16 protein-coding genes are annotated in these 18302 nt (G+C 40.4%); 4 read left to right on the forward strand and 12 right to left on the reverse strand.

Translation table 11 applies throughout. The annotated features are described in order from the left end of the window. Nucleotides 1-3: 3 nt before the first annotated feature. Nucleotides 4-1086 (reverse strand): pyruvate dehydrogenase (acetyl-transferring) E1 component subunit alpha, encoded by a 1083-nt coding sequence (gene pdhA, locus ABD010_RS16830; RefSeq protein WP_343815718.1) that lies wholly within the window; start codon nucleotides 1084-1086, stop codon nucleotides 4-6. Nucleotides 1087-1509: 423 nt separating this feature from the next. Continuing rightward, the gene (locus ABD010_RS16835; protein WP_343815721.1) at nucleotides 1510-2202 is read right to left on the reverse strand and encodes a YkyA family protein; all 693 of its coding nucleotides are present in this window, start codon (nucleotides 2200-2202) and stop codon (nucleotides 1510-1512) included. Nucleotides 2203-2483: 281 nt separating this feature from the next. Here ABD010_RS16835 and def point away from each other — a divergent pair, with 281 nt between their 5' ends. From def to rnjA, 3 genes are all read left to right on the forward strand, one after another. Beyond that, a complete protein-coding gene (gene def, locus ABD010_RS16840) occupies nucleotides 2484-3035 on the forward strand; it encodes a peptide deformylase (protein WP_343815724.1) in 552 nt (183 codons plus the stop codon). A 546-nt stretch (nucleotides 3036-3581) separates the two neighbouring features. Next, the gene (locus ABD010_RS16845) at nucleotides 3582-3791 is read left to right on the forward strand and encodes a DNA-dependent RNA polymerase subunit epsilon (protein WP_343815727.1); all 210 of its coding nucleotides are present in this window, start codon (nucleotides 3582-3584) and stop codon (nucleotides 3789-3791) included. Between the two features lie 4 nt (nucleotides 3792-3795). Then, nucleotides 3796-5463 carry a ribonuclease J1 gene (gene rnjA, locus ABD010_RS16850; RefSeq protein ID WP_343815730.1) on the forward strand — a complete coding sequence of 556 codons (1668 nt, stop codon included), beginning with the start codon at nucleotides 3796-3798 and terminating at the stop codon, nucleotides 5461-5463. Nucleotides 5464-5954: 491 nt separating this feature from the next. Here rnjA and ABD010_RS16855 read toward each other — a convergent pair whose 3' ends face one another. The 7 genes from ABD010_RS16855 to ABD010_RS16885 form a co-directional block, all read right to left on the reverse strand. After that, complete coding sequence (locus ABD010_RS16855; RefSeq protein WP_343815733.1) at nucleotides 5955-7673, reverse strand: pyruvate oxidase; 1719 nt, start codon at nucleotides 7671-7673, stop codon at nucleotides 5955-5957. 83 nt (nucleotides 7674-7756) lie between these two features. Further along, complete coding sequence (locus ABD010_RS16860) at nucleotides 7757-8422, reverse strand: potassium channel family protein (protein WP_343815736.1); 666 nt, start codon at nucleotides 8420-8422, stop codon at nucleotides 7757-7759. A gap of 63 nt (nucleotides 8423-8485) precedes the next feature. Beyond that, a complete protein-coding gene (locus ABD010_RS16865; RefSeq protein WP_343815739.1) occupies nucleotides 8486-9616 on the reverse strand; it encodes an MFS transporter in 1131 nt (376 codons plus the stop codon). 58 nt (nucleotides 9617-9674) lie between these two features. Next, nucleotides 9675-10229 (reverse strand): TetR/AcrR family transcriptional regulator, encoded by a 555-nt coding sequence (locus tag ABD010_RS16870; protein WP_343815742.1) that lies wholly within the window; start codon nucleotides 10227-10229, stop codon nucleotides 9675-9677. Between the two features lie 200 nt (nucleotides 10230-10429). After that, a complete protein-coding gene (locus ABD010_RS16875; protein WP_343815745.1) occupies nucleotides 10430-12259 on the reverse strand; it encodes an ABC transporter ATP-binding protein in 1830 nt (609 codons plus the stop codon). A gap of 18 nt (nucleotides 12260-12277) precedes the next feature. Next, on the reverse strand, nucleotides 12278-14026 hold the full coding sequence (locus ABD010_RS16880) for an ABC transporter ATP-binding protein (protein WP_343815748.1): 1749 nt from the start codon (nucleotides 14024-14026) through the stop codon (nucleotides 12278-12280). 437 nt (nucleotides 14027-14463) lie between these two features. Continuing rightward, the gene (locus ABD010_RS16885; protein ID WP_343815751.1) at nucleotides 14464-14916 is read right to left on the reverse strand and encodes a TlpA family protein disulfide reductase; all 453 of its coding nucleotides are present in this window, start codon (nucleotides 14914-14916) and stop codon (nucleotides 14464-14466) included. Between the two features lie 245 nt (nucleotides 14917-15161). Between ABD010_RS16885 and ABD010_RS16890 the strand changes: the two genes are divergently transcribed. Then, nucleotides 15162-15998, forward strand: a complete 837-nt coding sequence (locus tag ABD010_RS16890; RefSeq protein ID WP_343815755.1) for a mechanosensitive ion channel family protein — start codon at nucleotides 15162-15164, stop codon at nucleotides 15996-15998. Between the two features lie 65 nt (nucleotides 15999-16063). Here ABD010_RS16890 and ABD010_RS16895 read toward each other — a convergent pair whose 3' ends face one another. From ABD010_RS16895 to dapD, 3 genes are all read right to left on the reverse strand, one after another. Next, nucleotides 16064-16315 carry a YkuS family protein gene (locus ABD010_RS16895; protein ID WP_343815758.1) on the reverse strand — a complete coding sequence of 84 codons (252 nt, stop codon included), beginning with the start codon at nucleotides 16313-16315 and terminating at the stop codon, nucleotides 16064-16066. Between the two features lie 75 nt (nucleotides 16316-16390). Continuing rightward, nucleotides 16391-17506, reverse strand: coding sequence for an N-acetyldiaminopimelate deacetylase (locus tag ABD010_RS16900; RefSeq protein WP_343815761.1), 1116 nt, complete (start codon nucleotides 17504-17506; stop codon nucleotides 16391-16393). Nucleotides 17507-17519: 13 nt separating this feature from the next. Then, the gene (dapD, locus tag ABD010_RS16905; RefSeq protein WP_343815763.1) at nucleotides 17520-18239 is read right to left on the reverse strand and encodes a 2,3,4,5-tetrahydropyridine-2,6-dicarboxylate N-acetyltransferase; all 720 of its coding nucleotides are present in this window, start codon (nucleotides 18237-18239) and stop codon (nucleotides 17520-17522) included. Between the last annotated feature and the right edge of the window lie 63 nt (nucleotides 18240-18302).

Here is an 18302-nt window from a genome sequence, read left to right on the forward strand (position 1 = left end):
GATTTAGTTCGACTCCTTCTCTTTATATTCTTCCATTTGTTCTTTCAAATTACGCGGAAGTTCTTCATGCATATTTTCAATAAGATCCGTTACTTTTTGTTTTGGATATTCATCGGCTTTTTTAATTGCTTTCTTAATTTCATCTTTGGCCTCATCGATTACTTTATTTTCTTCCTCTTCCGACCATAAATCTTTTCCTTCCAAATACTTGCGGAAGCGGACGAGTGGATCTTTTTTCTCCCATTCATTATCCAAATCATCTGTACGATACCGAGTTGGATCATCACCGGCCATTGTATGAGGTCCATAGCGGTATGTTACTGTTTCAATCAAGGTCGGACCTTCTCCGTTAATCGCACGTTCTCTCGCATCTTTTGTAGCCACATAAACAGCAAATGGGTCCATACCATCCACCTGTATGCCTTCAATTCCGGCAGCGATTGATTTTTGTACAAGCGTCTTTGCTGCTGTCTGCTGTTCAACCGGAACCGAAATTGCGAATTGGTTATTTTGTACAAAGAAAATAGCGGGTGCCCCGTATGCACCTGCAAAGTTAATCCCTTCATAAAAATCACCTTGGGAAGTACCGCCGTCACCTGTGTATGTTACTGCAACCGATTTTTTGCCACGCTTCTTCATTCCAAGTGCAACGCCTGCAGTCTGTGTATACTGTGCACCAATAATAATTTGCGGGCTGAAACCATTTACGCCTTCCGGAAATTGGTTACCATGAAAATGTCCTCTGGAAAACAGAAACGCCTGATACAATGGAAGACCATGCCAAATGAGCTGTGGCACATCACGATATGCTGGCAACAGGAAGTCCTCTTTTTCCAGCGCGTAATGACTTGCCAACTGTGAAGCTTCCTGACCGGCAGTCGGTGCATAAAATCCTAAACGGCCCTGACGATTCAAGGCAATGGAACGTTGATCAAGCACCCTCGTATAAACCATCCTTCGCATAAGCTCCTTCAAATCATCATCTGAAAGATCCGGCACTGCATCTTTATTGACTATTTTTCCATTTTCATCAAGAATCTGGAACATTTCGAACTGACTCTCAACACTCTCCAAAACGTGTTTCAAAATAGTTCACCTCTTCCTTTCTGAATACCTGTTTTGATTTTCATTTCTAGCCTTCCCAAAATATGAAATAATCTGTACCATATGCTCTTAATCTTTTCCCGGTTTTGTTTATTATTAATCACTTCAAAACTGTTTCACTTTTAAGGTGCTTTTCACTGGTACAATTCATAATTCATTTAAAGTTTAGCTCACATCATCCGCTTCGGTCAATCACTTTGTTTATATTTATTCATTTTTTCACAGTGTATTAATCGCTTTCATTTGTTCCGACGCTACTCAATGCATTTTCTGTTATAATGATTTAATGAAACTGTATTAATCAAATTATTTCATTACAATCAATCAGCACGTATACAACACATAAAAAAACCGAACTTATTTTATATAAGCCCGGTTTTATGTCAATTGGATGACTCGTCAACCTTATTTCGTATTTTTATCGCCTGAAGACGCATTATCTTCATACTCCACTTTTATATCCGCCTGTTTATAAAATTGCTCCTTTAACTCATTGTACTCAGCTGTTCGGCTGTTGAATTTCTTATTAGCGTCAATTACTTTTTCGTAACTGGTATTCAATTTTTTAATATGTTTTGTAAGTGATTCCTGCTTCAGGTCTTTTTTCTGCAGCATTTTATACAGTTTTGTTTCCATTTCCAATGACTTCGAATACGCTTCATACAACTTGTCGTATGCATCATAGCGTTTCTGCATCACTGAATACATTTTTTCGGCAGTTTCTTTCGCATTTTTATTTTCCAGCTGGTCAACCAAATCTTTTATTTTGATGAATTCCTCTTTTGATGAATGGATACTTTCCTTTTCCAATTCTATTTTTTCCGCTCTTTTCTCGATACTTTTCAGAGCTTTTTTTGATAGGTCCTTAATTTTGTCAAACTCGTCCATGCTCAAATCAATAATCTTGGAGTATATTTTCTGCTCCTTTTTTTCCAGTTTCACAATTGCATCCTGTTGTTTTTCAAATTGCGCTTCCAGTTCCACTGCCTTCTCCAGGTGATTGTATATCTTTTCGGATGCCGATGTATTACTGCAGGCAGCAAGTGCAGCAACAATAATCAGTATAAATAATAGTGATAAGTGCTTTTTCAAGTTCAAATCGACATGATCCTCCTTTTTTCGCAGTTGCAAAATTTAGTTCCTAGTATAACATAATTACTTGTACATCCGTATCATTTTGGTAAATTAGACTCCGCGTTAGTTCATTTGGCAGATGTCGCCTTATGCCTGAAATGAGATAGAAATCCCTTCCTGATCAATTGATGCACTATTTCTTTACTAAAAATACCTTTGTTCCAGTCTTAATTTTAAATTATGATGTAAATTTTCATATTATGTTAAAATGTTGTCATAAAGAACTGTAAGGAGTGTCAGCATAGATGATAACGATGAAAGATATCGTAAGAGAAGGTCATCCTTCCTTACGCGAAAAAGCTAATGAAATACCAGTTCCACCAAGTGAAGAAGATCAAAAGCTTCTGGAAGAGATGCTCGAATTTCTAAAAAACAGTCAGGATGATGAATTAGCTGAGAAATATAACTTACGGCCAGGTGTAGGCCTTGCTGCACCACAGCTTGGGGTAAACAAACGAATGATTGCAGTCCATTTTGAAGATGCTAAAGGAAGGCTGTACAGCTACGGTTTAATAAATCCTAAAATCATAAGTCATTCAGTACAACAGGCATATTTAGGGACTGGAGAAGGCTGCCTTTCCGTAGATCGAAACGTGGAAGGCTATGTTCATCGCAATGCACGAATCACCATATCCGCAACAGACCTTGAAGGAAATCCATTAAAACTGAGGCTGCGGGATTATCCGGCAATTGTCTTACAGCATGAAATTGATCATTTAAATGGTGTCATGTTCTATGATCATATCAATAAGGATAATCCATTTCTTACAAATGAAAATGCAAAAGCTATCGAATAATCCAACAGGGACTTTTTAATGAGTTCCTTTTTTTTTTGTATATTTTTCCTCTTCTCGCGGAAAAATAGATAGCAGTAAATAACGGATTCGGCCAACATTAACAAGCGGTCAAATAAATATTTTTTTAACAAATAACGGATTTTCATTTCAATATTTCCCAATCAGTATTATACTGTATATAAGAGGGATTGGATCGGTAGAACGTTTTGTTGCTTTTCTTAAACTTTGAAAGGAGATGCAAATCTCATGTTAAAACGCCTAAAAGAAAAGCTGAAGAAACGCTGGAAGGATTTTTTAGGCAGAGGACGTGTACCTACTACTTATAAGAAAGACTACCATTGATTGAACCAATCACGTTACCATCGTGAAATCACACGGATGCGAAGTTAATCAGATGACGTATTATAAAAACGGACGGTAAATAAATTTAACAGAATAGAATTTATGGCTGTTCGTTGTGTTCAGCTTATTAAGTAATGGACAATTATAATGCGTTTAGCGGAAAATATGTAAAAAAAATTGAATGATGATGTTAGGAGAGATGAAATGGTTTTTAAAGTTTTTTATCAGGACTCTGCAACCGAGATACCTGTACGTGAAAATACGAAAAGCCTTTATGTAGAGGCTGAACATGAAAAGGATGTTCGCAATAAACTGGTCGATCGCGAATATAATATAGAGTATATCCAACCGCTTGATGAGGCACATTTAAATTACGAAAAACAATCCGATCACTACTCAGTGGAGAACGCATAAACAGATGAAGTTTGTGAAAAACGACCAGACAGCTGTATTTGCATTGGGAGGATTAGGTGAGATTGGGAAGAACACGTATGGTGTGCAATTTCAGGACGAGATTATTTTAATCGACGCAGGAATCAAATTTCCGGAAGATGAATTACTTGGAATTGATTATGTAATACCCGACTATACCTACCTCATCCAGAACCAGGATAAGATAAAAGGATTGTTTGTAACACATGGTCACGAGGATCATATCGGAGGAATTCCTTACCTTCTTCGTGAAATAAATGTTCCAATTTATGCAGGAAAACTCGCGATTGGATTAATCAGAAATAAACTGGATGAACATGGTTTATTAAGAAATGCCAAATTAAATACAATTCAGGAAGAAGATATTATTAAATTCCGCAAAACATCTGTATCTTTTTTCCGTACTACTCATAGTATCCCTGATTCATATGGTATTGTTGTAAAGACACCTCCGGGTAACATTGTTCATACGGGTGACTTTAAATTTGACTTTACACCGGTAGGCGAACCCGCCAATATTTCCAAGATGGCTGAAATCGGCAAAGAAGGCGTACTTTGCCTGCTATCAGACAGTACCAACAGTGAAGTTCCCGGCTTTACAATGTCGGAACGGGTTGTAGGTGGCAATATTAACGACATTTTTGGCAGAGTTGACGGCAGACTGATTTTTGCTACATTTGCATCAAACATCTATAGGCTTCAGCAAGTTGTCGAAGCTGCCGTGAAACATGACCGTAAAATTGCTGTGTTTGGTCGCAGTATGGAGTCATCCATACGGATCGGACAGGAGTTAGGCTATATTCAGGCGCCAAAAGATACGTTTATCGATGCCAATCAAATCAATCGTCTTCCAGCAAATGAAGTAACGATTCTTTGTACAGGATCTCAAGGTGAACCGATGGCCGCACTGTCACGGATCGCCAATGGCACCCACCGGCAAATTCAGATTATTCCCGGTGACACTGTAGTATTTTCGTCTTCTCCAATCCCTGGAAATACGGTAAGTGTCAGTCGGACAATCAATAAATTGTATCGAGCAGGTGCCGATGTCGTCCATGGTCCGTTAAGCAATATCCATACCTCAGGACATGGAAGTCAGGAAGAGCAGAAGTTAATGCTTCGGTTAATTCAGCCGAAATATTTCATGCCGATCCACGGTGAATTCCGTATGCTGAAAGAACACATGAAATTGGCCGATGCTTGTAACGTTAATCCGGACAACATGTTTGTCATGGATAATGGAGATGTACTTGCACTGGGGAAAGATAATGCAACAGTTGCCGGTAAAATTCCATCCGGTTCCATCTATGTTGACGGCAGTGGAATTGGTGATATTGGCAATATTGTACTGCGTGATCGGAGAATTTTATCCGAAGAAGGTCTCGTAATGGTCGTTGTCAGTATCAACATGAAAGAATTCAGAATCGCCTCCGGACCGGATATCATTTCACGAGGCTTTGTTTATATGCGGGAATCCGAGGATCTGATCAATGAGGCTCAAAAACTTGTTTCCAAACATCTGGACAAAGTGATGGAACGCAGAACGACACAATGGTCAGAAATTAAAAACGAAATTACCGATACCATTGCACCGTTCCTGTATGAAAAAACAAAACGCAGACCTATGATTCTGCCGATAATTATGGAAGTGTAAAATTAGAAGACTTGGTTGTCACTAAGCCTTTAGGTGACAGCCATAGTTGCACTCATGCAGTAAGAAAGTTTTATCCTTTCTTATATGCCAAGAAAGGATGCTCTGGCGTTAAAGTGCCAGGGCATCCTTTTTTAGTTACATTTTCTATAGAATCTTATCGTAAATTTTGCTGGTCTTTTTCAGCGCAGTTATTTTTATCTTCCCGTGGATAAGGAAAGCTGCATATGCACGAAGAAAAGGTGCTTTTCATTTTCGAGGAATCGCATATTCCAACGACTGGTTAAGTGGTTTCGGCTTCATACCTTTGCCCTGTTCAGCTTATTTTAATTTTAGTACGGCGGGTTTTCCATAATGTACGGCGGCTATTTGCTTTTATACGGCGGTTCTGTGCCAAAGTACGGCGCGATTTCACTTTTGTACGGCGGGTTCCGGAAAAATACGGCGGCAAACAAAGAGCAGTACCCAGCGCAGAAAATACACTCCTCAATATATTACAATCGTTTCAATGATTTCTTAATATCCGGAAATTCCACTTTTTTATTTGCAAAAAACTCTTTAATCAGATACTCACTGTATTTTACCGCCTGATCAAAATGAATTTTTCCCGGCAATGGTGCCATATCTTCAATCGCAATATCGATTACCGCGGGCTTATCAGATTGGAATGCCCGTCTGATTTCATTTGACAGGTCCTCTGATTTTTCAACACGGTAGCCTTCCCCGCCGCACGATTCAGCAAATTTTGCAAAATCCATTTCACCCAGACCTGTTTCATAATTAAGCTTCCCCATTTCCTGCTGTTCGTATTTAATCATTGCAAGGTTACTGTTGTTTAATACAATCACCTTTATCGGCAGGTCATTTTTCACAGCTGTCACAAAATCATGCATTACCATTGAAAACCCGCCATCGCCGCAAATGGCAACCACCTGTTTATCCGGGTTGGCAATTTGACCGGCAATTGCACCAGGCAATCCAATTCCCATTGATGCCAGTCTTCCTGATATTACAAATTGCTGATTGGTAAATGGAAAGAAGCGGGTAGTCCAAACGGTTACATTACCTACATCACAGGATATGACTGCATCATGGTCAATTTCCTGTTCCAGTGCATACATGACCTGCGGGGCCTGTATGGGGTTCCCTTTCTCTTTCTTTTCTTTAATCATGTTGATGTGCCACTTTTTCATTTTATCCTGATATTTTTGCAGGTACGTACTGTCCTCATTTTCTTTCACTTTTGAAGTTAATGATGGCAGCACACGATTAACATCACCACACAATCCGGCGGTAATCGGATATAGACTGCCGATTTTTTCTGATTTTAAATCGACCTGAACCGCTTTTGTCTGATCCGGCAAATATTCCCGATACGGAAATGACGTTCCGATTAGTAGCAATAAATCAGCATCCATAATAGCTTCATATGCTGGCTTTGTTCCAATCTGACCATGCTGACCAAGGTTCAGCTCATGATAGTCCGGGATTGTCCCCTTACCAAGAAGACTCAAAACGATGGGTGCCTTGATTTTTTCCGCAAAATCGATTAATTCCTTCCTAGAATTTCTTGCACCCTTTCCAGCAAGAATCACTGGTTTTTTGGCTTCATTTATCAGGTTGACCACTTTTTGTACGGATTCCTGATCCGGTTCGTATTTCGGCTGTTCATAACCCGGTGCAGTTAAAAATTCGTCCTTCTTGTGTTTCACTGCAAACAAATCATCCGGAACAATCAGAACGGATACACCCTTTTCCGTATACGCAGATCTGATTGCTTTGTTAAGCAAATCAGGAATTTGTTCAGCTGATTCGGCGCGCCGATTGAAAACAGCAACATCATCGAATAACCGTTCCAAATTAACCTCCTGGAAAGCATCCGTTCCAACCATACTGCTTGACACTTGCCCTACGATTGCTATAACCGGGGTACCGTCCTGCTTTGCATCATACAGTCCGTTCAGCATATGAATAGCACCTGGTCCGGTAATGGACAAGCAAGCGCCTATTTTCCCGGTCAGTTTGGCATAAGCACTGGCCGACAGCGCCCCAACCTCTTCGTGGCGCACCTGTACAAATTGAATAGTTTCTTCCTGTTTTCGCAAGTCATCAATAAATTCATTTATGGAATCACCGGGGAGTCCGTAAATATGGTCAATTCCCCACTCAATTAATTGTTCCGTCATTATTTCTCCGGTTCGTTTTTCCTTCATAAATCCACCTCTCTCTATTTAAGCGATACATAACTATAACCTACTTTGACAAAGAAAAAACCCATACATCAAAAATGTATGAGTTATTCATCAATAACCAGATGTTTCTCAAATCGTGAAATATCCTTATCTGCACCAATTACAATCAAAATATCTTCCGAATCCAGTAAATCATCCGCACTCGGTGATACATTTATACTTTTTTCACGTTTAATGGCTACAACATTACAACCGTAATTTGCCCGGATGTCAAGATCCACCAGCGATTTCCCCTGCATCTTTTCTCCTGCTTTTACCTCAACGATACTGTGGTCATCAGACAGTTCAAGGTAATCCAGTATATTGCTTGAAATAATATTATGCGCGATTCGTTTTCCCATATCCCGCTCCGGATGCACAACCTGATCCGCACCAATTTTATTCAGGATTTTTTCGTGATAATCATTCTGCGCCTTCACTGTGATTTTTTTAATGCCAAGATCTGTTAATACTACGGTAGTTAATATACTGGCTTGAATGTTGTCACCAATTGCAACAATCACATGGTCGATATTTTTAATGCCCAGCTCTTTCAGTGTCACTTCATCGGTGGAATCCGCTATCACGGCATGTGATGCAATGTTTTTATATTCATTTACCTTATCCTCATCGTTATCAATCGCAAGAACCTGCATACCTTCCATGCTTAGCTCACGGCAAATGCTTCCGCCAAACCGGCCAAGTCCGATTACCGCAAAATCTCTTTTCATCTGACTACCTCCAACCTGCTACACTTTTTAACTTAGTCTATCACACAACCCCTTATTGTGAAATCAGTTTTTACTCGAGCCTATAAAAGCAGCCAACATGCCGACTATTCCATAAAGTACGAAAGAATTAACATACCCCCATGTCCCAATTAACCATCCAGCGAATACCGAACCGATTACCTGGCCTAATGCCAAGAGTAAAAATGGAACACCAATACCCAATGATGCATTGGGAATAAATACACGAATTCCCCACACAAGGAGAACACCGGTTAAAAATATATAGGAGCAGCCGAAGATTCCCGCCGATAAATAAGATATTAACCACCACTCAGGTGAAGACGCGAGAATAATTGATGCGGAAGCAACTGACAAACTCCCTATTTTATAAGCTAACGGCAACCCTCCCTTTTCAACTAAAGAGCCTGAAAAACCTCCCAGCACACCAAATAGCCCTATGATAATCCAGAATCCGGAAAGCTGCCAATCACTGTAATCACCAGCCACCTCAATAAAGGATCTGGAAAATGTCCAAAATGCTGCTGTGGAAATCCCCAAAAGAAGGGATGCTATAATTAATGGAATTGCTCCTGATACTCCCCGAAAAGATAGACTTCCTTTTTCAAACCTCAACTTCGGACGTTTTTCGACTTTAGGAATCGCCTGGAAATTCCATATCAATATCAGCAAAGTCAAGCCAGCATAAATTAAATATGTCAGTCTCCAATTAGGTAATAACAGAATTGCTCCCATTCCAGAAAGGACGATGCCAAAACTTGTACCTGAGTTGATCCAGGTATTCGCCCTCCCTTGCTTATTTCCTGCAATCCAAAGCGATATTACCGCCCCATACGGAGGAGAGATCAGACCAGTGCTTCCTCCAGCAAATAACACTCCCAGTGCAAGGACCCATGCATTTGGAGTCACTGCCATCAACAACAATCCGGCAAAAGCTGACAAACCTGCCAGAATAATCATCCTTCTTGGTCCTTCATTTGTCGTGATCACAGTGGATATGATAATCGTAAAACAATAGGCTAAATAAAACATTGAAGAAATAACTCCCGATATGAACTCGGACATTTCAAGTGATTCCTTTATGCCGGGGAGAAGCAAACCAAAACTAAATCTCGCTAATCCATAGGTGACAGCTATCATAGCAACTCCAGGTAAAACCAGCCGTGAAAATTTCATTGTTCCATCCTCACTTTCAAATTATATAGAACGACCTTTCTATTTTTATTGAAAAAAATTACGATGTACGTTGGACAAGCGTCCTCGCCATCGCAATCGAATGTTCCGTTGCTTTCTGTGCGCCCATCAGTGTCGTCATGGAAGTAGTCCCTTCAAGAAGTAATGTGAATTGAACAGCCAGATTGCGCTCATTATCGATACCTTTTTTTTGAGCAAGTTGCTGAAAATAGTTAAGCAAATTCGATTTATGCCCTCTTGCAATACTTTCTATTTCGTTATCGGTTTCTGAATAATCTGCAATAGCTCTTAAAAACATGTCCCCTTGATAGGATTGTTCCTTCAACCAACGTCCATGAGCTTCAACAGCAAGAATGAAAGGGTAATCTGAATCCATTTCAACGTGTGAATCCAAATAAGACCAATAGCGTTCTTCCCGCTGCCGAAGTACTTCTTCCACCAAATTGTCCTTGGACGAAAAATGATTATAAAGCGTCATTGTGGCTACATTCGCTTCATTAATAATTTGTTTCAATCCCACTCCTCTAAATCCATGTTCATAAAACAACCGTTCAGCCACTTTAAGTAATGCATCTTTTTTTACAGATTGACTCATGAAATTCACCTCTAATTTAGATAGAACGACCTTTATATTATGATGATATCAATTCCCTGCTTTTATCGTCAACTCTTTGTTTAAGCTAACTGTATCCTACCATTTCCATGCAGATAAAGTAGTACAATTTTTTAAACCATATTTTCATGCACATGGTAAAAGCGGGCCAACCATTAGATTAACCTGTTGACCCGCCGTTTTTACATAGCGTCAAGCATTTGAAATTGTGATTTTACCAGTTCAAAGTATTCGCCTCGTTGTTCCATTAATTCATCGTGACTGCCATTTTCCAGAATTTCACCGTTTTCCAGCACGAAAATATTATCTGACTCTCTAATCGTTGATAATCGGTGTGCAATAATAATGGCAGTTCTTCCATCGAGCAACCGGCGAAGTGCTGCCTGAATTTTCATTTCCGTTTCTGTATCAATGCTTGCGGTTGCCTCGTCAAGAATCAGAATCTTCGGATCGGCAAGCAATGCTCTGGCAAACGACAGCAGCTGCCGCTCCCCTGCTGACAATATATTTCCCCGTTCTTCCACTTCCGTTTCATATCCGTTTGCAAGCCGGCCAATAAATTCATCGGCGCCAACAACTTTTGCAGCTTCGATTACCTCGTTATCAGATGCATCAGGACGGCCAAACCGAATGTTTTCCATAATAGTTCCTGAAAAAATGAATGTGTCCTGCAACACAACACTGATTTGCTGCCGCAGGTGATCAAGTTTCACATCGCGTAAATCCTTCCCATCAATCCGGACGTGGCCTTTTGTAGGATCATAAAACCTGCTGATCAAATTGGCAATGGTTGATTTACCGCTTCCAGTATGACCAACTAGTGCAATCGTCTGACCTGCATTAATATCCAAAGATATCTCATGCAGTGCAATTCGATTGTCATCATAGGAAAATTGAACCTTGTCGAATTCAATTTGGCCTTTCATGTCAGGAAGCGGGATACTGTCTTCTTTTTCTTTTACATTCGGCTTCTCATCCAGGAATTCAAAAATCCGTTCTGATGCCGCCATCGCCATTAACAGCTGATTATACATTTGCCCAAGCCGGGAAATCGGCTCCCAGAACATTCCAAGATAAAAAGCAAATGTTACAAAGGTCCCAATATCAATGTTGCCATTTAAAATCAGGAATGAACCAAAAGAAATAAGTATAATCGTGCCAATGGCATTACTCATTTCCACGAACGGGCGAAACATGGCACTTTTTTTCGTTGCAATACGCAGACTTTCGAACGTATCAAAATTAAGCCCTTCAAAATACTCGGCATTTTCTTTTTCCTGTGAGAAAGACTGCGTAATACGAATGCCTTGAATACTCTCGTTCAAATGTGAATTCAACCGTGACTGCTGAATTCGCACATCCTGCCAGGAACGGCGAATATTCCGGCGTAATTTTGTTGAAATATAAAACATGATTGGCAAGATCACAAGCACGGCAACAGCAAGTTGCGGACTGTATACAAACAGAATGACAATCATGGCAGAAAGTGTGACTACATCCATCAAGAGATTGATAATTCCATTCGTAAACAATTCCTGCAATGAGTTGATATCATTTAGAATCCGGACCAGAATTGATCCTGCCGACCGCTTGTCAAAAAATCGATGGGACAAGTGCTGTACATGTGAGAATAAAGACTGCCGCAGATCATAAATTACGTTCTGTCCCAAAATATTCACCCATTTTATCCGGAAAAAATTGCCGATGTAATTGAGCAGATACAATACCCCAACAATAATAATAAGGGTAATAAGCAATTCGGAATCCTCATTGGCAATTGCCTGATCAATAGCCACTTTACCGATTAATATTGGTACAACCAACCGGACTGCCGTTGACACGAGCATTGCAATAACTGCGCCGGGCAAATAGGTTTTGGAATATGGTTTTAAATATCCGAGCAGCCTCCACATTTGCTGCCAGTTAAATGGCTTTTCCACCGCCTGATCAACTGTATAATAAAACCTCTTTAAATGACGGTTTTCTTTTAAAGTATCAATTCGTTTAGGCATACTTATGTCCCTCCCTTTCTAATTAGCGGATTCCATTATGGCTTCACGGTCCTGGTACTGTATGTCATAAATACGTTGATACGCACCATTGTTGGTCAATAATTGATCATGAGTACCCCTTTCGGCGATTTCACCATCCTCCAATACCAGAATCTCATCCGCGTGTTTCAGCGAGGAGATACGATGGGCAATGATGAATGTCGTGCGTCCTTTCATAACTTCCTTAAGTGCCTGCTGAATTTTAAATTCAGTTTCCATATCAACCGCCGACGTAGCATCATCCAATACCAAAATACTTGGATTGATGGCTATTGCCCGTGCAATCGAAATCCTTTGCTTCTGACCGCCGGATAGTCCCATTCCCCGTTCACCCAGCATCGTATCGTAACCGTCAGGCATTTCCATTATAAAATCATGTGCCTGGGCACGCTTGGCAGCATCAATAATTTGTTCGTCCGGGATTGTCGGATCTCCATAAGCAATATTGTCACGGATTGATGTTGAAAACAGAAAAGGCTCCTGCAGGACGAATCCGATATGACGGCGCAACGTTTTCAGTCCATAGTCACTAACATCGCGGTCATCAATCAGCACCTTACCGTTTTCAGGCTCATAAAAGCGGGTTATTAATTGAGTCATACTTGTTTTTCCGGAACCTGTAGAACCGATCAGGCCGATTATTTTGCCTGGTGGTGCATCAAAACTGACATGCTTAAGTGCAGCATCATCGTCTTTTATATAGGTCAATGTCACATCATCAAACGTCACATGACCTTGAATTGGAACATCGACAGTGCTTTCTTTTTCTGCAATATCCTCTTTTTCCTCCAGCACTTCCAGTAACCGTTCACCTGAAGCCTTGGCCTGAGAAAATTGGTTGATTACAAATCCCAAATTCATCAACGGTCCGAGAATATACCAGACCAAACTGAAGAAAGCTATCAATTCCCCAACCATGAGCTGATTACTGATCACAAGATAACCACCATATGCCAACAAAACTACAGCACAAACATTTCCGATAAATTCCATCAACGGCATATATTTCGCCCATATTTCAGAAGTAAACAAATATTTTCGCCGGTAATCATCATTACTGCTGGAAAACCTGCCAATTTCAAAATCTTCCCGTGACAAAGACTTGACTGTATTCATGCCGCTAATATTCTCCTGTACACGCGTATTCAGCATACCAAGTGATTTCCGGATGCCCTGGAAAGCCGGATGAACCAATTTATCAAACCGAAAAACGACAATTGCCAAAAAGGGCATGGCTGCCATTGTTACAAGTGCAAGCGGTACCGAATAAAAAAACATAACTGCCAGACTAAATAAAATCAGCAACGTTATCCGGGTGAGTTCGGAAAAACCAAACGAAAGAAAGAACCGGAATCCTCTTACATCCTCCACCAAACGCGACATCAAGTCTCCCGTTTTTGCGTTATCATAATATTTGAATGACAGCACCTGCAGCTTTTCATATAATGCTCCCCTGATCATGTACACGAATTTAATTCCGAATAATTCACCTAAGTATTGGTGGAAATAGGTGGAAAACCCTTTGATAAGCATAATCACAAAAAAGATGATGGAAATATACGGTATCAGTTCATATCTGTTTTCCTTCACAACTTTATCTATCGTCTGCTGCAGAACAATTGGATAAACAACAGTAGCGGCCGTTACGAACACCAAAAAGAACAATGATCCGAAAAATAGTTTCCGATTCGGCCAAAAATACTGTTTCAATTTTTGAAACGTATTCAACGCATTTCCTCCCCCTTCTTTTTTACGTACTATCTAATATAACGGGTTCCGAAATAAATTTCACTACTTTTGCTCAATTTTTTAAAAGTTTCCAATAGGACAACAACCTTTTCATTCGGGAAGTACTGAAATGAGTGCATTTGTCTTTTAAAAATCAAACTTTTTACCTACCGGAGTCAGAACAAAGGCGTAAGCGCCCGTTTAGCAACGTACAAACTGGAGCACTCCGCAATGAGATAAAGGAAACACGGTGAGCTGAAAGCGAACCGATGTTGACTTATCGTAGTGAGGAAGTGTGAAGTTTGCTAGTTGCTGGGCGCTGGAGCCGGACGTGGCTTTTCATTAATATAAAAATTATCCACAAGCATTAAATTTTATAGTTTCCTATGCAATAAAAAAAGCCTGCTGCAACAGCAGGTAAATAATATATATAAAATTTATTTGTTGGTATACCCCAACAGCCGATTGACCCGTTTATGAAGCAATCGCATACCTCCATCTCCAGAATGATAATGCCTTAGCCTCCCTTCCGTATCAAATACAAAATAGGCCGGAACAATTTTGATATGAAAAGCATCCGTCAATGTTTGATCGTTATCAACGAAAATCGGCTGTTTTATGCCATGTTTACTTGCAGTTGTTCGTATCAGGTTAATATCCAAATCCTCATCCATCCTGGGCATGTGAACAGAAATGACGTTCAGTTGATTATTATATTCCTCACGAAACCGATTAATTTTTGGCATTACCTTTTTACATGTACCACAACTGACCGACCAAAAATGAATGAAGGAAGGTTTTTTACCAATCAGGTCACGCTTTCTGATTGGATTACTGTTCAACCATTTTGTCGCACCGGTAAGTTCAGGCATTTCTTCTCTTAGTCTCATATTTCGCCGCCTCCTAAACGAATTAGCAAGTATTCTTTGTTGTTAATCCAATATTGTATATGATGAATTCATTGCAATGTTTCCTCACGCGAATTCCAAATTTTACACACCTTTCACCGAATGGAAAATCGACAGTTGATTCAAAAATTGAAATTAAGGTTTATTTTGTTATATATTGTGGAAAATTGAAATCGTTCGGCATCTTGTATATGATAGGATGAGTTGAAAAGAAAGGAGACTTACATATGGATGTATTTGGAATCACCATCGATCTGAAAGAATTTCTAAGTGCTATTTTACCTGTACTTGGGAAAATTCTTCTTCTGATCGTAGCCTATTTAATCATTGTACCGATAGGCAAAAAAGTTATTGAAAAATCATTGCAGAACGCTGCAAAGGGGCAGAAATCATCTCCAGGCAGGATGAAGACGCTGGAAAAACTGCTCACCAACGTTTTTTCCTACGTAATGATTTTCGTCCTTATCTTAATGTTGTTCTCAGCACTTGGGATTAAAATTGGTCCATTGCTTGCAGGTGCAGGTGTTGTAGGGTTGGCCATTGCCTTTGGAGCACAGGGACTTGTGAGTGATATTGTAACAGGATTCTTCGTCATTCTGGAACGCCAGCTTGAAATTGATGACTATGTTACAACAGCCAGTTATGACGGGATTGTGGAAGAAATTGGACTGCGAACGACAAAAATCCGCAGCTTTGATGGAACATTAAATTATGTTCCAAACCGTTACATTGAAGGTGTTGCAAACCATTCACGCGGAAATATGCGGGCACTGGTCGATATCGGGATCAGCCACTATGACAATATGGATGATGCAATAGCGATTCTGAAATATGTTTGTGAAGAATTTCAGGATGATGAGCGGTTTAAGGAAGGTCCGGATGCAGTTGGTGTTCAAAGCATTGATACGGCTCAAATCACCTTGCGTGTCATTGGACAAACTGAAAACGGGCTTCAGTGGGCATGTGAGCGTGACATGCGGAAGCGCATTAAGGAAGAGTTCAATAAAAAAGGCATCGATATGCCACTATCCCAGCACGTTGTCGTACAAAAAGAAGCACAATAAGATTTGTCTTATGATATGTACATTAACAATCAAAAAAAGAATCCCCGGCTTTGGGGATTCTTTTTTTACTGTTCATGATGCAATTTATCATTGACCATTTGGCAGATTGATTCGGTACTCAGTCCTTCCGCATTAATTACTGCCCCGGCAATACTTGCGTCGGACATTCCCATCACGTTTTTATCCAAACCTGTAATAACACAGCAGTCACAATATTCGGTGTCATCCTCCGAGTGCAGATCCACTACATCATGACCCATTTCCATCAAGGCTTCCTTTACATCTGTTAAGCTTTCTTCAACACCAATTCGTGCCACCTGAATACCTCCTTCTGATTCGAAAAGATTCCAGAATAGTTTTTCCAGAAACCACAAAGGTATACAGTCAGGAATTTATCGACGAGCGATAGAATGTATCGTTGAAGTAACAGCTTGAACACCGTAAATTAGCGCGCGTTCATCGGGCTGAAGCTGTGAACTGTGCAATCCATTTGGTGAATCAACACCAAGCCAGAACATGAAACCGGGAATTTCTTTCAGCATATAGCCAAAATCTTCACCCGTCATGGCTGGACCGGCCTCCTGATAATGCAAATCTGTTTCATTGATTACCTTCCGAAAAAGATCCGTATAATCTTTCCCATTATAAACCTGATAATAGTTCGAACCATAATCAATGTCAATTTTACATTCATGTGAAATTTCAAAACCTTTAGCAAGCCGTTCCAATTTTTCCCGGACGACATCAATTGCTTCCGGCTGCAGCGTACGGATGGTTCCCTCCAGTCGTGCTGTTTCCGCGATGGCATTCTGAACAAACCCACTTTCCATTTTACCGATAGTCACTACTGCGCTCTCAAGCGGATCAAGGGCCCTTGACACGATTTGCTGCAGTTCCACGACAAAACTGCTGGCGGCTACGGTCATATCTCTTGTCAGATGCGGATAGGCAGCATGACCACCCTTCCCTTTAAAATCAAGGAACAGCTCACTCGTATTGGCAAACAGCAGCCCAGCACAGCTGGACACAGTACCAACCGCTAGTTCCGGTGCAATGTGCAGCGCAAAAATAACATCCGGTTTCCATTCCTGGAAGACTTCCGATTGCATCATGGGAAGTGCACCACCGGGACCTTCCTCGGCAGGCTGAAAAATAAAGATCACATCATCATCAACCGGCTGATCCACGATTGATTTCACCGAACCCAACGCAATGGTCATATGAAAATCATGTCCACAGGCATGCATTCGGCCATCATGCACCGATGTAAACTCATAGCCTGTTTCTTCAGTAATTGGCAATCCATCCATATCACAGCGAAATCCAATTGTTTTGGAAGGGTTATTTCCCTTCACTTTAACGAGTATTCCAGTTTTCCACGTCTTGATTTCCATTCTGTCTGAATCAAGCTCTTGAAGCTTGTTCAATAAATAACGGTGTGTTTTTTCTTCCTGGAATCCCAACTCGGGAATCTGGTGCAATTCTCTTCTAATTGTTTGTAAATTCATACATATCCCTGCTTTAGTTGTCCAATTTGCGTAGTTCCTGTTTAATTTCCGTTTTGGATTTTGTACTGTCATCAATTTCTTTCAGTAACTTCGCAGGTGTGCCGGCAACAAGTGTGTTTGGCGCAACATCCTTCGTAACAATTGAACCGGCTGCAACAATTGCACCTTTTCCGACTGTTACACCTTCAAGAATTACAGCGTTCGCGCCAATAACAACTTCATCCTCAATTACAACCGGCTGGGCTGAAGGCGGCTCAATAACACCGGCAAGCACTGTTCCAGCGCCAATATGGCAATTTTTTCCTACTGTAGCACGGCCGCCAAGCACAACATTCATGTCAATCATAGTCCCCGCACCAACAACGGAGCCGATATTAATCATGGAACCCATCATTATCACAGCACCATCGCCTATTTCCACCTGGTCACGAATAACCGCACCAGGTTCAATCCGTGCATTTATATCCTTTAAATCCAATAACGGTATAGCTGAATTTCTGCGATCATTTTCCAACACATAGTCTGTAATGGAATCTTTATTTTCATTCAATACGGACTGGATTTCTTTCCATTCACCGAACAAAACACCACTGTTCTGTTCTACAAAAGACTGGACGTTTTCTCCATATTGCAAGGAATTTAAGTCATTGCCTTTAATATAAACCTTCACAGGTGTACTTTTTTCACTGTTTGAAATAAAGCTGATAATTTCATTTGCATCCATCATTTTCACGATTCTGTTCCTCCAATTTTATGTATTTATTTTACTTTAGCAGACGAAACAGCCGTACGCAAC

It is taken from the genome of Virgibacillus siamensis, from assembly GCF_039522605.1.
GTDB lineage: Bacteria > Bacillota > Bacilli > Bacillales > Amphibacillaceae > Lentibacillus > Lentibacillus siamensis.

Coding starts and splice junctions, on each gene's coding strand:
- def (WP_343815724.1), top strand. CDS start 2,484: ATGATAACGATGAAAGATATCGTAAGAGAAGGTCATCCTTCCTTACGC.
- ABD010_RS16845 (WP_343815727.1), top strand. CDS start 3,582: ATGGTTTTTAAAGTTTTTTATCAGGACTCTGCAACCGAGATACCTGTA.
- rnjA (WP_343815730.1), top strand. CDS start 3,796: ATGAAGTTTGTGAAAAACGACCAGACAGCTGTATTTGCATTGGGAGGA.
- ABD010_RS16855 (WP_343815733.1), bottom strand. CDS start 7,673: ATGAAGGAAAAACGAACCGGAGAAATAATGACGGAACAATTAATTGAG.
- ABD010_RS16860 (WP_343815736.1), bottom strand. CDS start 8,422: ATGAAAAGAGATTTTGCGGTAATCGGACTTGGCCGGTTTGGCGGAAGC.
- ABD010_RS16865 (WP_343815739.1), bottom strand. CDS start 9,616: ATGAAATTTTCACGGCTGGTTTTACCTGGAGTTGCTATGATAGCTGTC.
- ABD010_RS16870 (WP_343815742.1), bottom strand. CDS start 10,229: ATGAGTCAATCTGTAAAAAAAGATGCATTACTTAAAGTGGCTGAACGG.
- ABD010_RS16875 (WP_343815745.1), bottom strand. CDS start 12,259: ATGCCTAAACGAATTGATACTTTAAAAGAAAACCGTCATTTAAAGAGG.
- ABD010_RS16885 (WP_343815751.1), bottom strand. CDS start 14,916: ATGAGACTAAGAGAAGAAATGCCTGAACTTACCGGTGCGACAAAATGG.
- ABD010_RS16890 (WP_343815755.1), top strand. CDS start 15,162: ATGGATGTATTTGGAATCACCATCGATCTGAAAGAATTTCTAAGTGCT.
- ABD010_RS16900 (WP_343815761.1), bottom strand. CDS start 17,506: ATGAATTTACAAACAATTAGAAGAGAATTGCACCAGATTCCCGAGTTG.